Origin of the sequence: Pseudomonas veronii (assembly GCF_002028325.1) — a bacterium.
GTDB lineage: Bacteria > Pseudomonadota > Gammaproteobacteria > Pseudomonadales > Pseudomonadaceae > Aquipseudomonas > Aquipseudomonas veronii.
Genome location: NZ_CP018420.1, coordinates 2,562,887 through 2,576,683, shown reverse-complemented (window position 1 = coordinate 2,576,683; position 13,797 = coordinate 2,562,887). Strand labels below are relative to the sequence as shown.

The following is a 13,797-nucleotide window of genomic DNA, read 5'->3' as shown; positions in this document are numbered from 1 at the left end:
CGAGAACGTATTGACTACAGCCCTGAGAATTTCGTGCAATGGACCTCTCAATCAAGAATTATAGTCAATTAACTGCGTGCCGCCGTGCGATGCTATGGCGCATCGTATCTTGTGCCAACGCCTCGACCGGAACGAGCACTTCAATGCCGGCCCCGGCCTCAACCTTTTCAATAAGCGCCAGAATCGCTTTCTTCATAAACCAATGGGGGGTGCGATCCAACTTTTTCGACACCACCCCAAGCCTGGCGCGCGTTACCCCATCCAGTTTAATACCCAGTGTTGTTACGGACATAGCTCAGCCTCTGAATGATGGCGCAGAATTAATGAATCAAACTCCACAGCGCCAACTGTAGAACTTGCGTTGTTCTCATAGCATGAATATAGAAGAAGGGTTGACGACAATGCCTTCCTCTCCGGGACTTCACCGCAAGCGTTCGCGCGATACCAATCTGCTGATAGAACTCGCTCATTGATACAGCAGGCGCCCTCACTCTTCGTCAAGGGCGCCAATTGTAAAGCTATCGAAAAGCAGAGCTCATTATTTCCCTGCTGTTACGGAGGCCGATTGACCGCCAAACATGGCATCGAAGCGAGGCTTGTTGGCTGCATAATATTCTGCAACGACTTTTTCTGGCGAACTGTCACGCGCATCGGCCATCAACTTTTCAAGGTCAGCTGGGGGAATCTTGAAGTTGGCGAAAAACTGGGCAACGTCGGGATGCTCCGCGCTGAAACCTTTGCGTGCAACCGCGTGGATTTGCTCAGAACCACCATAAACTTGCTTCGGATCCTCCAGGTAGCGCAGCGGCCACTTGGCGAACATCCAGTGTGGGCTCCAGGCGTTGATCAAAGACCATTTCTCACGCTTGAGGTTGCGATCCATCTCACTCAGCATTCCAGACTCTGAAGAGGCGACCATCTTATAGCCATCGAGTTTGTATTCTTTAATGGCCTTTTCCGTCAGCTTATATTGGCCATTACCCACTTCTGAAGTCAGGATTTTGCCGGCGAGTTTTTCCCGCACTTCAGGCTTGTTAAGGTCCTCGATACTGGCGAGCTCACTGATCGGAACAGAAGTTGGCACCGCCATGCCAATCCGCCCTTCATACAACACGCCGAGGTCTTCGAGCTTGTCTTTGTATTTGTCATAGAACGACTTGTGCGTGTTCGGCAACCAAACCATCGGGATCAGGTCGATATTGCCGTTAGCCATTGCCTGGAACTGAATGCCGACATCGGCGAGCACCAATTTTACCGGTTGTTTCAGGTGATCTCGCAGTGCTGTATCTGCCAGCCTTACAGCAATTGCCGTGTCCGACCAGTTGACCCAACCGATACGGATGGGCGCGGGTTCCTCGGCGTGAGCCATTAGGCTGCAAGAGGCCATTGCCAAGCTTGCAAGCCAGCCGATACAAGTTTTACTGGATAACGTCATCATGGTGCATCTCCGCGTACTGTATTAATGGTTATTGGCAGGGCAGCAGAAGAATTAAGTCCCTCTTATGAAAGCAAACGACATGGCCTACTCGAGGGTTTTTCAGTAATGCATGGATAAGCTTTAGTTATTAAAAAACATTTAATATATTCAGATAGTTCGCTCCTCCTCCGACTTGGGCGAGTATGATTAGACGTTATGTATCAGTCTGAATGAAAATGTCCCGTTCACTCACAAGGCCATTTCGAGTGCCGGCAATGCCTCGAACAAGTCCGCCACCAGCATGTAATCTGCGACCTGGGCAATCGGCGCCTCAGCGTCCTGGTTGATCGCGACAATGACTTTCGAACCACTCATGCCCGCCAAATGTTGTATAGCCCCACTGATACCCGCGGCGATATAGAGCTCGGGCGCCACGACTTTTCCCGTCTGCCCGACCTGCAGATCGTTGGGGGCAAAACCGGAATCCACTGCTGCGCGCGACGCACCCACGGCACCGCCGAGCTTGTCTGCCACACGCTCGATCAAGGCGAAACTCTCTTTACTCTGCATCCCGCGGCCGCCGGACACGACGACGCGGGCGCTCGACAGGTCGGGCCTTTCGCTGGCCGTAAGTTGTTCGCTCACGAAGCGCACATTGCTTGCGCTTTGCCCGCCCTCCACCGCCACCACTTCGCAGCGATGCTCATGGGACAAGGCCTGGGCGAACGCCGAGGCGCGGACCGTGAGCAACTTGATCGGATCGAGGGACTGCACCGTGGCGATGGCATTGCCAGCATAAATGGGCCGCTGGAACGTGTCCGTCGAGACGATCCGGGTGACGTCGGACAGCATGCCGACATCCAAGCTGGCCGCGATCCGTGGCAGCACATTGCGGCCCATGCTGCTGGCGTCGGCAACGACGTGCGTATACCCCTTGGCCACCAGTGAAGTGATCAGCGGTTGGACATTTTCAGCCAGGGTATTTTGGAACATCGCCCCTTGTGCGAGCAGCACCCGGTCGAGGCCCTGGGTCAGCGCCGCTTGTTGCGCCACTGCCGATGCGTCCGCCCCGCCCACCACCAGCAAGTCCGTCTCTGCACCCAATGCCATGGCGGCGGTCACGGCACTCCACGTACCTGCTGTCAGCTGACCGGCGCTGTGCTCGGCGATCACCAATGTGCGCATCAAATCACCCCCGCAACGTTCTTCAATTTATCCACCAGCTCGGCCACCGAACCGACGTTGATCCCCGCTTTGCGCACCGCAGGCGGGACTACCCCTAATAGACGAGCGTGTTCCTTCACGCTCGCGCCCAAGGTGTCAGCGGCAATGATTTCAAGCGGTTTTTTCTTGGCTTTCATGATGTTCGGCAACGAGGCGTAGCGCGGTTGGTTCAGGCGCAAATCGCAAGTCACCACAGCAGGCGCTGTGAGGGCGACTACTTGGCTGCCACCGTCAACCTCGCGCTCGACGACCCATTGCTCGTCGACATAATTGACCGCTGACGCATAGGTCGCCTGAGCACTTCCTATCAACTGCGCCACCATTTGCCCGACCTGGTTGTTCTCCTGGTCGATCGCCTGCTTGCCGAACAGGATCAATTGCGGTTTTTCGTTATCGATCACTTTGCTCAGGTACTTGGCGACGTTAAGCGGCTCAAGCACCGCGCTCGTTTCCACCAGCAGTGCTCGATCCGCACCAAGCGCCAACGCCATGCGTAGCTGTTCCTGAGCGGCGGAGGTACCCACCGAGACCACCACCACCTCGGACGCCAGGCCCACTTCCTTCAGGCGAATCGCTTCCTCCACTGCGATCTCACAGAAGGGGTTCAAGGCCATCTTTACGCCATTGAGCTCAACGTCTGAACCGTCAGCCTTCACCCGGACTTTCACATTCGGGTCGATGGCGCGCTTTACCGCAACTAGCACTTTCATAGTCCCCTCGCACTCTTGGATCGATGGATTGACCGACCGGACAAGCCGGCCCGCCATTTCGAATGGATGTTAATTTTTGTCTCACTCTCACGCCAGAACAATGTACATCAATGTACTCAATTAATGACATTGCTGATTTTTGCCAGTTCATCGGTGTCAAGTCAACAATAATGTTCTATCTCAGGAGCTCAACACTCATCCAGCGATCCTCTGCTGCAGACCTACAAGAAGAAGCGCCTATGGCGCAGCGGTGATGATTCAACTGACCCGCCTGGGCTGATGTACTCGCTGGGACAAGGCAGACTGGATTCAGGTGGTATCACCTTCCCATCGCCATGAAGCCTCCCAATGGGTCAAGAAAAAGACGGAAAAATGGGCATTAAATGAATCATCAAGACTACGTGACGCCTGCGGAACTCCTAAAGGCGGCCGGACTTGTTGATCTGGAGCGCGTCATCGTGAATTTCGAAGCATAGAACCGCTCTGAGGTCCGTTCCTTCCATGCAATCGCATTCGCCGACGATGGCATTTGCGACGGCCTGTCAAGCCCGCGCGGCTGGATTGAAAATGCCTACGCTGCTTCGAGGTTGAATAAATACGATACTCAACGAAACTCCTCGAAAGGGGCTTCGGCTTATCACGTTTGGAGCCCCTTGCGGGCAACCGCCGCACCTTCATACAAAGCCCTGCCGATCTGTTCTTCGAAATGACTATGGGTCATCGCCTGCAAAGCGGCGGCCGTCACCCCCCGATATGCCACCAAGGTGTCGATTATCTGTTGAGCGTCCTGTCTGGCTAGCAGCTGGCTGCTATTTACCACGACACTCTTCGCGGCAAGCTGCGCTATGTCAGAGGGAATTCCAGCAGCCATCGCCTGATTGGCCAGCGCTGTCATGAGCAAGGCAGGGAAGGCCGGACCAGTGCCCGAGAGCGCCGAGAGGTAATCAATGAAGTCCTCTTCCTGAACTTCAACTGCCGTACCCACGCATTCGAATAAGCGCTGCACGAGGCTTCTCGTAGTTGTCTCTATCTCTCCAGAACAATGCCAAGGCGTAAAAGACTGCTCGATTTCCACCGCTGCGTTGGGCATCGCACGCACGACTGCCAAGGCCGATGTTTGCACCATAGTAGTCTTGGCGCTGATCCCAGCCATCAGCGAGATAACCGTTTTGCCAGTCGCGTCGATGTTCAGGCTAGCGAAATGCTCAGGGCGAATCGCAAGGATCACTACGTCGCTGCGATCCACCAGGTCCTGGTTATCCGCAACAAGATAGGCACCTTGTTGCGCCAACGGATGCCTACCCGAACGGTTGGAAATGACCAGGTTGCCCGCTGACAGCAGTGCCTTGACCAGCACGGCCCTGGCGATCGCACCGCCCAACCGCCCGGTTCCACCAATGATTCCCAGGGCCTCATTGCTCATTGGCGACACCCTCGAGAGCGTCCGTCAAGGGGAGGAAAACCCCGAGCTCATCTCCGGTGTAGCCGAACCTCAGTTGTTCGCGATCCTCGAAGAGCCAGTCGAGGCTGGTACGTGGCAAGCCCGGGCGTTTTGAGTGCGACATATGCCGAGCGGTATGGGATACCCCGGCCTCCAGCGATCCCTTCCGTATCCCACCACGAACCGCGTCCTTGGCCTTACCTCGTGCCTTCCCTACCTGGGACATCTCGCTTCACCCTTCTCAAAGAACATAGCTTTGGGAATCCAATGTACGCCGACGATGCCTGAATGTACACCGAAGTACATTAAGTTGACTTAGGTGTCCGATGCGGGCATCATCCCCCTAGACGCCACCTTCGCTTGACGGGATTTACAATTATTACTCATGGACTATCGAAATTTTGGTGGCTGCTGCTGATGTTCGTTGATCGCAGCATCGCTTTTTGCTTTCGGAGACTTTGGCGTACAAATACAACCGGTTGAAGAGAGGCAATAGATGATCCTGCCAGATATAAATCAAACACTCGCCAAGTAACTTGGCGTCGCCAAGCGACCACTAACTTCCAAGCACATCGCGTGGCTGACTCAGCCCTACAGTGCTGTGCCCGGGCGGTTGTGTTCGCCAGGTATTTCTTCCATCAGTCGGATGAGTGATATGTGGTTTACACAAGAGAAACTTCCATTGGGCAAATACATTGCCCAGTATGTCGAATGGTTGACTCAGCATGGCGCAAGCGTATTCGATTCCATATCGCTTTCGCTGGCCGGAATCATCACTGTTTTTACTAACGCACTGTGCTGGTTCAACCCCTGGGCCTTAATCGTGATATTCGCCCTTCTCGCTTATTACATCCAACGCAAAGTCAGCCTAACGCTCTTCGTCGCCTTCTCGTTTTTGTTGATATTCAATCTTGGCTACTGGCAAGAGACCATGGAGACCCTGGCGCAAGTGACACTTGCCACGCTAGTGTGCGTGATCGTCGGCGTACCACTGGGCATCATCGCGGCACATCGTCCTTGGTTCTACACCGTCCTGCGGCCAGTCCTCGACCTGATGCAGACCGTGCCCACCTTCGTCTATCTGATCCCGACCCTGACCCTTTTCGGTCTGGGTGTGGTCCCTGGGTTGATCTCAACGGTAGTGTTCGCCATTGCCGCGCCCATCCGCCTCACCTACTTGGGGATCTGCGATGTGCCAGAAGAGTTGATGGATGCCGGCAAGGCCTTTGGCTGTTCCCGCCGTCAACTGCTCGCGCGCATCGAACTACCACATGCCATGCCTAGCATTGCTGCCGGCGTCACCCAATGCATCATGCTGTCGCTGTCTATGGCGGTCATCGCCGCACTGGTTGGCGCTGACGGCTTAGGCAAACCGGTCGTCAACGCCCTAAACACCGCGGATATAGCCATGGGCTTCGAAGCAGGCCTGGCGATCGTGCTGTTGGCGATCACCCTTGACCGCATCTGCAAACAACGTGAAACCGTTAAAAGAGGTGACGCATGAGCATCATCCGTTTTGAAGATGTCGACGTCATCTTCTCCTCCCGCCCAAAACTTGCCCTGGAATTGCTGGACCAAGGCTTTTCCCGTCCAGACATACTCCAGAAAACCGGTTTGATTGTAGGTGTGGAGAAGGCCAACCTGGAGATCAATAAAGGTGAGATCTGCGTACTGATGGGCCTTTCAGGTTCCGGCAAATCCAGCCTGCTGCGCTGCATCAATGGTTTGAACACCGTGAGTCGCGGCAAGTTGTTCGTCGAACACGAAGGCCGGCAGATTGACATTGCCTCCTGCTCCCCTGCCGATCTGAAGATGATGCGCACCAAGCGCATCGCCATGGTGTTCCAGAAATTCGCCCTTATGCCTTGGCTGACGGTACGCGAGAACATCAGCTTCGGCCTGGAAATGCAGGGACGCCCCGAGAAGGAACGACGCAAGCTGGTGGATGAGAAGCTTGAGTTGGTCGGGTTGACCCAATGGCGCCACAAGAAGCCCGATGAACTGTCCGGCGGCATGCAGCAACGGGTCGGCTTGGCCCGCGCCTTGGCGATGGATGCCGATATCCTGTTGATGGACGAACCATTCTCGGCGCTCGACCCACTAATTCGCCAGGGCCTTCAGGACGAGCTGCTTGATCTGCAACGTAAGCTGCACAAAACCATTGTGTTCGTCAGTCATGACTTGGACGAAGCATTGAAGCTAGGCACACGCATCGCCATCATGAAAGACGGCAAGATCATTCAATACAGCAAACCAGAAGAGATCGTATTGCATCCTGCTGATGACTACGTTCGTAACTTCGTCGCCCATACCAACCCATTAAATGTGCTGCGTGCAAAAAGCTTGATGACCCCGCTGAACCAGTGCATTTTCGAACGCGAAGCGTACTGCCTGGATACCGTTCAAAATCTCTGGATGGTCGTGAACCATTCCAGTGGTTTGACCAGCATTCGACGGGGCGACATTGTCATGCAAGCTCAGCAATGGAGTCCGGCCAGGCGAACCGAAACCCTGCTGCGTCAAGTCACTGTAATTCCAGCGGACACCACCATGCGCGATGCCCTGCAGATTCGATACGAAACGGGCTATCCACTGATCGTGCAGGACCAAGCGAATACCGTTCTAGGCGTATTGGGCGATGGTGAACTGTATCGGGCCTTGCTTGGGCATGACCTATCGAACCCTCTTCCCTCCCAATCGATGAAAAAGTCCTCGGTGGCTTGATTGATTCGGCAATAGCTATAGAGCGCACCTATGCAGTCCGGCGATATCGATAAAAACCAAGGCTATCGCCGGTTGATGTAGTCCTTTGCGGTTTTACTGGAGTTCGAAGCCGTGGACAAGAGATCACCGTAGCCTGCATGGGAGCGGTTTGCCGTTTGCGGATTCTCTAGGCTAGGCACGCCAGGCATCATTCAACCATAACTGAACTTACGGCTGATGACACAGCAGCTCTCGACGGGCTAATACCGTAATGACGTCGACCTAGCCATCCCCTTTGCTCGCCAGTCTAACTCGCCACCGTCCCGGCCCCGTCATCGATCATTATCTGGGCAGGGCACTCATCAACCCGGAGTCAATCCTTAAACGCTGGGCTGTTTGCAATCGTTGCCCCCCACCTGCCCGGAAATATTGACAATATGTCACGATGACCTCACATCGACACACCACCTGACGCAGCCATTAGGCCACGTGGTGTGGCCCAAACGCGGCGCTGGCTAATCTTGCTCACAGCCGACTTCCAATGTTGGTCGGACATTTTGGCGACAAACGACCGCCCAGGCATCCATAGGTGTCGTTGGGGCATCCGCCTACCACCAGTAAAAGGCTCGAAAAAACGATCAGCCCGCATTCTCACTCGCGATCAAATTCGCAAGCGCGCGTACCTTGCCGCCGCGCTAACGAAAATCATGGGGGCGACCAGTGTACCCATCGAGATCGACAAAGAGCTGACCTGGGCGACCAAGCCGATCAACATCATCAAGAACGTCAAGCTCGTCGACATCCGCTCGCCATAAAGGCCCGCGAGGCTCGCTAGATTCAATTGATCTGGGGCATCCATTCTCGGATCCTTCCTTTACACTTTTGATAGTTGGCAGGAAAGGGATACATACCTATGCGACGGCAACGGGACGGGTTGCGTGCCAGCAAAGCAATGACCCGATGGTGACCAGCACCGCTCCTTGCCAGAACTGCAAGCTCAGTTGTGTGCCCAACCATACCGCCGCGAACGCTGACGACAAGACGGGGGCACAATACGAAGCGCTGGCAATCGTGGTGAGGTTCCCCCGGGTGATGCCAATGTTCCACAGCGCGTAACCGCCGGCCATGGCTGCTCCAGCGACGGCTAGTTCCACGCTGCTGCGCAGGGTGAATTCCGCAAGCATCTCGCTGCCCAGAATGTACTTCAACCAGAGGAGCAGCGCTGTCACTATGAAAAAAAAGGTCACTAGATTCTGGCCACCGGCATACCGCCGGGTAATGTTGCAGTACACAGCGAAAGTGACGGCACAGGTCAACACAAGGCCGTAGCTCAGTGGGTTAGATGTCACGTTGAACAGAATGCTGATCCGGGAAAGACCTTCCCCGCTGACCACCCACAAAATCCCGAACAACGCGAGCGCGGTGCCAGGCACGATAGTCCAGCCCACCCGCTGGCGCGCCATGATGATTGAGATCAGAATTGTTAGGCTGGGCCAAAGATAATTCACCACGCTAAGCTCGATAGCCTGAGAGCGACTGGTCGCATAACCAAGTGCAAGCGATAGGCATACTTCATAGGTCGCAAACAAAATGCTACCCGACAACAGATAGCCCCAAGAAGCGCTGCGCAGGCGAGGACGGCCGAGGAACACCATCAGCAACACAGCGCCCAGCGAATAAAGCAGTGCCGCACCGCCCTCCGGCCCGAAATCCTCGCTAACACTCCTGATCAATCCCGCCGCTGTGCTCCACAGCAAAATGGCGAACAATCCACACGCGGTAGCCGCTTTTTCACTCCAGACTTGCATTGAAGGTCCCTTTAATCGCGGCGTGCCGAACTGGAAGGTTGCGTTGGTGACCGATACCGACGTCTCTCAGTGACTTTTTAATGTGTTTGAGTAACGCCGATAGAATCAAAAAGCACCTCAGATGCATAGCTAAATCTTTGAGCACCATCAGAATACAATCTTGAGGAAACGAGCATGCCACCCAACGATGTAAAAATTAATTGAGCAGCTGAAGACTTACATAGCGCCGAGGCTATACTTCCATCTTTCAAGCCATACACCCACATTCTTTCCAAGTACGACATGCAGTCATTATTAAAAATAACAATCTCTGAGTTTATTTCCTCAGCCAGTTCGTAGCACTGGGCAGACAAGATCATGCCCAAGCACAACTCATTATTGATTAGTCCGCTATGGAGCAAATGTGCAAAATTACGGATGCCCTGAGCGCCGATAGGACATTTTGATACTCGTAATTCACCTAGAAAGCCCTCCGCGTAGTGCGCCATACATTCTGCGACGAGATCCTGTTTGGATTGGAAGTAATAGTAAAATGCGCTTGGAGGGACCGAGCAAGATGCTGCGAGATTTCTGACACTCAAAGCTGCAAGGGTTTTACGGCGCAGTTGAGCTGTGGCGGTCTTTATAAGGTATTCTTTGCTTAAACCGATTGCCTTTTCCTTGTGCTCGCATCCACCAGAATGAGACATTTTGACCTCACTTATCACCCGAACAACATCGTAGTTTAGGTCAATCGCAATGCGATTGCTAAAGCGAGCCCCAGCCAGCCTTTGGCAGCTTGAAATCAAAAGTCTGATCTCAACCAAAGCTCTAAAGCTCTATTTATGAAATGTTACGCCTGATAAAAGACACCCGATGACCCGAACGTATAAATCAGAAGAAACTTACTAGAACGGCTTAAAAAAACAATAACCCTTCCGAGATACAGGATACCGCAATGTACACCAGTGTACAATTTAAAGGCCGGCCGTGTCAAGACCCATAGATTACCGGTTGCTATGTCGATTTTCAGACGGATCTAGTCACAGTTTTGAAGTGCTGTGATGGCCAAAACGCCCTCATCGTCTAGATTTAGCCATACTCGTTGTAGGGCCACCCGGCGAACGAGCTTCACCTCGAACAACGGGTCTCCGGGAGCAAAGGCGGATTACGAGCGGCAATCAAAATGAATGGCCCAACACATCATGCGCACCTTTTCATATCTTGACATACCGACCTTAACTGCTTACCGGGCTAGGTTCCGGAATAACACTTTTGGTTTTTTCAAACGCTCCTGACGAACTAGCTTGATACCCATGCCTTGAATAGAATCTATCAAGCTCTCTAGATTCAGCCACTCGCCCAACGAATATTTTTAAATAATCTGGAATTCGCTTAAATCTTACAACAATATCCTCATTAGTTTTCATCGAGATATAACCAATTTGCGCACAGTATATGCACCGAGCCCGTACATCCGCTTCGACCGCGTCATAGCCAAATGAGATAAACATGTTGGCGATGGCCTGGATGCGCAGTTCATCCGCCGCCAAGATCTCATCCATGATCTCAGGGGACTGCAGTCCCCAGCTCCGAATAGCAAACTCAAACTCTGAATCAAATAGGTTCTTGTCTAGCCAGCAGTCGAATATATTCAGAACAGCTTCAACGATAGTTTCAGCATAGGCCTCGGTTTTTTTTACTATGTTTCCCGTATTTTTTTCTCGCCATCTCTGCACCAGCGCTTCTAATAGAGACTCCCTGTCCTCAAAAAACCAGTAGAAACTGGTGCGCGAAATATTAAGTTTCTTGGCCAGCGGCATTATGCGAACGGCCTCAACCCCGCTTTCAGTGAGAGTTTCATAGGCTGCGTCTAGCCAGATATCGGCAGAGCCCCGGGACGCCTGGTCCGAATTAGCTTTCATTTTTACTCATTCCCCTAAATTAACGACATCGACGACGCCTGCATGGTCATCGTTGACTATCCTCCGTACACAGGTGTACATTGCCAGAACATAGCTCCTGTACAGCCAATGAGAATGCCATAATGTCCATCGATCCGCTCCTCCAACCTTACCAGCTCAAGCATTTAACGCTTCGTAACCGGATCATGACCTCGTCGCATGAACCTTCGTATACTGAGGATGGCATGCCAAAAGCCCTGTACAGGGCATATCACGTCGAACGCGCTAAGGCGGGGTTGGCGCTTACCATGACCGCTGGGTCTGCTACGGTAGCCCCAGATAGCGCCGCTGGGGTAGGCAACATCCTCGTATACAAAGACGAGGTCGTTCGCTGGATGAGTGAGCTTACTGACGCGTGCCATGAAGCCGGCGCAGCGGTAATGATTCAATTGACCCATGCTGGAAGGCGCACTCGCTGGGACATCGGTGACTGGCTGCCTGTGGTCTCAGCCTCCCACAAACGAGAGCAAGCGCATCGAGCTTTCCCCAAAAGAGCTGAAGATTGGGACATTGAACGGATAGTCAAAGACTATGCCGATGCTGCTGAACGAATGAAAGCCGCAGGTCTGGACGGCATCGAGTTGATCGCTTACGGGCACCTCATAGACCAGTTTTGGTCTCCAATCACTAACGACCTCGACAACCAGTATGGTGGCAGCTTCGAAAATCGAATGCGTTTCGCGATGGATGTATTGAGGGCAATCCGCAACCGTGTCGGGAACGAATTTATAGTAGGAGTTCGCTACTCTGGCGACGAAATGTTAGATGGCGGCATCTCCGCGCCTGAGGGAATGAAAATCTCTCAATACCTTAAAGAAAGCGGTATGGTGGATTTTTTAAACGTCGTCCGCGGACATATTGATACTGACGCAGGATTGACGGACGTGATCCCCATACAAGGAATGCCAAGCGCACCACATCTAGATTTCGCGGGGGAGATCAAGTCACTTACTAACTTTCCGACATTTCACGCCGCGAAGATACAAGACGTTGCTACCGCCCGTTATGCGATATCGTCAGGAAAGGTAGATATGGTAGGTATGACGCGCGCGCATATGGCTGACCCCCATATCGTGAGAAAAATTATTGAAGGGCGAGAAGAGTCGATACGCCCATGCGTAGGTGCTAACTATTGCCTGGATAGAATCTATCAAGGCGGTGCGGCGTACTGTATTCACAACCCTTCAACGGGGCGTGAGACAACGATGCCACATACAATCAACAAGGCTTCTATCCGAAAAAAGGTTGTAGTTATCGGTACAGGCCCTGGGGGGCTGGAAGCCGCACGGGTTGCCGCTGAGCGCGGTCACGAAGTGGTCGTTTTCGAAGTGGCCGATCAACCAGGTGGGCAGCTAGGACTAGCGTCGCTTTCTGAAAGACGACGCGAGATGATAAGTATCATTGACTGGAGAATGGCTGAATGCACTGCGCGTGGTGTGATTTTTCACTTCAATACCTGGGCTGAAGTCGAAATCGTTACAGCTGCAAAACCTGACGTAGTCATTGTGGCCACTGGAGGACTTCCAAATACTGAGATCCTGCTTGAGGGTAATGAATTAGTCACTTCAACGTGGGACATCATTTCCGGACAAGTGAAGCCGGGCAACAATGTACTAATATTTGATGATGCTGGAGATCATGCGGCGTTACAAGCGGCAGAACTGATTGCAACTCAAGGCTCACAGGTAGAGATCATGACGCCCGACAGATCATTTTCTCCAGAGGTCATGGCAATGAATCTAGTCCCGTATGTTCGGTCCTTGCAGAAATACGGAGCGGTGTTCACCGTCACTTACAAGCTTAAGTCCGTTCATCGAGAAGGCATTAATTTGAGAGCGGAAGTTTCAAGTGATTACGGAGAGATTACTTCGACGCGCATAGTCGACCAGGTCATCGTCAATCATGGAACCGTCCCTCTTGATGACCTCTATTATGAGCTAAAGCCTTTATCTCGGAATAAGGGCATGATTTCATACGATAAACTTTTGTCTGGCTTACCCCAACAAACGGAAATACCAGAAGGTAAATTCGATCTTTATCGCGTTGGTGATGCGATATCCTCTAGAAATGTGCACGCAGCTATTTTTGATGCTTTGCGGCTTCTCAAAGACATCTAATTCCAACCTTCTCATCAATTGCCCAAGGGATTATACGTATGACTGTTCAACCCATTCGCTTCGACCCAGATATTTTTAACAACCTCTCAAACCAAGAGATCGCGTCCTATTTTGATCATGCTGGTGGAAGCTTAGTTAGCGGATATTGGCAATCAGCGCCGGAATCATTGGAAATAAATCTTCGAACCGACCAGTTTGAACTTTGCGTTATTCTAGCAGGTGAGGTTGAGTTAACCTATAGGGATGGAGGAAGTCATGTGTTCAAGGAACGGGACATTTTTGTAATGCCCGGAGGGACTCAGTGCATCTGGCGCACCGTTCGCCCGGTCAAAAAATTCTATATGATCTGCAATTAACGACATTGCAAATATTTTGAGCATATCACGCGATCGCTACGGGCTGCCGAAATAACCAAACTTTGAACTTTAATGCTT

General features: G+C 52.6%; 12 protein-coding genes. 4 read left to right on the top strand and 8 right to left on the bottom strand.

Going from position 1 to position 13,797, the window contains the following annotated elements; genetic code table 11:
- Window positions 1-64 precede the first annotated feature (64 nt).
- The 5 genes from PverR02_RS12025 to PverR02_RS12005 form a co-directional block, all read right to left on the bottom strand.
- A complete protein-coding gene (locus tag PverR02_RS12025; RefSeq protein ID WP_079443476.1) occupies window positions 65-292 on the bottom strand; it encodes a hypothetical protein in 228 nt (75 codons plus the stop codon).
- A gap of 246 nt (window positions 293-538) precedes the next feature.
- Window positions 539-1,438 carry a glycine betaine ABC transporter substrate-binding protein gene (locus tag PverR02_RS12020; protein WP_079443475.1) on the bottom strand — a complete coding sequence of 300 codons (900 nt, stop codon included), beginning with the start codon at window positions 1,436-1,438 and terminating at the stop codon, window positions 539-541.
- Between the two features lie 228 nt (window positions 1,439-1,666).
- A complete protein-coding gene (locus PverR02_RS12015; RefSeq protein ID WP_079443474.1) occupies window positions 1,667-2,602 on the bottom strand; it encodes an electron transfer flavoprotein subunit alpha/FixB family protein in 936 nt (311 codons plus the stop codon).
- Complete coding sequence (locus tag PverR02_RS12010) at window positions 2,602-3,351, bottom strand: electron transfer flavoprotein subunit beta/FixA family protein (RefSeq protein ID WP_079443473.1); 750 nt, start codon at window positions 3,349-3,351, stop codon at window positions 2,602-2,604. Before PverR02_RS12010 ends, PverR02_RS12015 begins: the two co-directional genes overlap by 1 nt.
- Window positions 3,352-3,988: 637 nt before the next feature.
- Window positions 3,989-4,774: a pyrroline-5-carboxylate reductase family protein gene (locus tag PverR02_RS12005; protein WP_079443472.1), complete on the bottom strand. Its 786-nt coding sequence runs from the start codon at window positions 4,772-4,774 to the stop codon at window positions 3,989-3,991.
- Window positions 4,775-5,447: 673 nt separating this feature from the next.
- Here PverR02_RS12005 and choW point away from each other — a divergent pair.
- Together choW and choV are read left to right on the top strand one after the other, a co-directional pair.
- Window positions 5,448-6,296 carry a choline ABC transporter permease subunit gene (gene choW / locus PverR02_RS11995; RefSeq protein WP_079443470.1) on the top strand — a complete coding sequence of 283 codons (849 nt, stop codon included), beginning with the start codon at window positions 5,448-5,450 and terminating at the stop codon, window positions 6,294-6,296.
- Window positions 6,293-7,516 (top strand): choline ABC transporter ATP-binding protein, encoded by a 1,224-nt coding sequence (gene choV / locus PverR02_RS11990; protein ID WP_079443469.1) that lies wholly within the window; start codon window positions 6,293-6,295, stop codon window positions 7,514-7,516. Before choW ends, choV begins: the two co-directional genes overlap by 4 nt.
- Window positions 7,517-8,406: 890 nt before the next feature.
- Here choV and yddG read toward each other — a convergent pair.
- The 3 genes from yddG to PverR02_RS11970 all read right to left on the bottom strand — a co-directional run bounded on the left by yddG (window position 8,407) and on the right by PverR02_RS11970 (window position 11,207).
- Window positions 8,407-9,303 carry an aromatic amino acid DMT transporter YddG gene (gene yddG / locus PverR02_RS11980; RefSeq protein ID WP_079443467.1) on the bottom strand — a complete coding sequence of 299 codons (897 nt, stop codon included), beginning with the start codon at window positions 9,301-9,303 and terminating at the stop codon, window positions 8,407-8,409.
- A 77-nt stretch (window positions 9,304-9,380) separates the two neighbouring features.
- A complete protein-coding gene (locus PverR02_RS11975) occupies window positions 9,381-10,109 on the bottom strand; it encodes a TetR/AcrR family transcriptional regulator (protein WP_079443466.1) in 729 nt (242 codons plus the stop codon).
- 411 nt (window positions 10,110-10,520) lie between these two features.
- Window positions 10,521-11,207, bottom strand: coding sequence for a TetR/AcrR family transcriptional regulator (locus tag PverR02_RS11970; protein WP_079443465.1), 687 nt, complete (start codon window positions 11,205-11,207; stop codon window positions 10,521-10,523).
- Window positions 11,208-11,329: 122 nt separating this feature from the next.
- Here PverR02_RS11970 and PverR02_RS11965 point away from each other — a divergent pair, with 122 nt between their 5' ends.
- Together PverR02_RS11965 and PverR02_RS11960 are read left to right on the top strand one after the other, a co-directional pair.
- Complete coding sequence (locus tag PverR02_RS11965; protein WP_079443464.1) at window positions 11,330-13,363, top strand: NADH:flavin oxidoreductase; 2,034 nt, start codon at window positions 11,330-11,332, stop codon at window positions 13,361-13,363.
- A gap of 38 nt (window positions 13,364-13,401) precedes the next feature.
- Entirely contained in the window at window positions 13,402-13,719 is a 318-nt protein-coding gene (locus PverR02_RS11960; protein ID WP_079443463.1) for a cupin domain-containing protein, read from the top strand.
- Window positions 13,720-13,797: the final 78 nt, after the last annotated feature.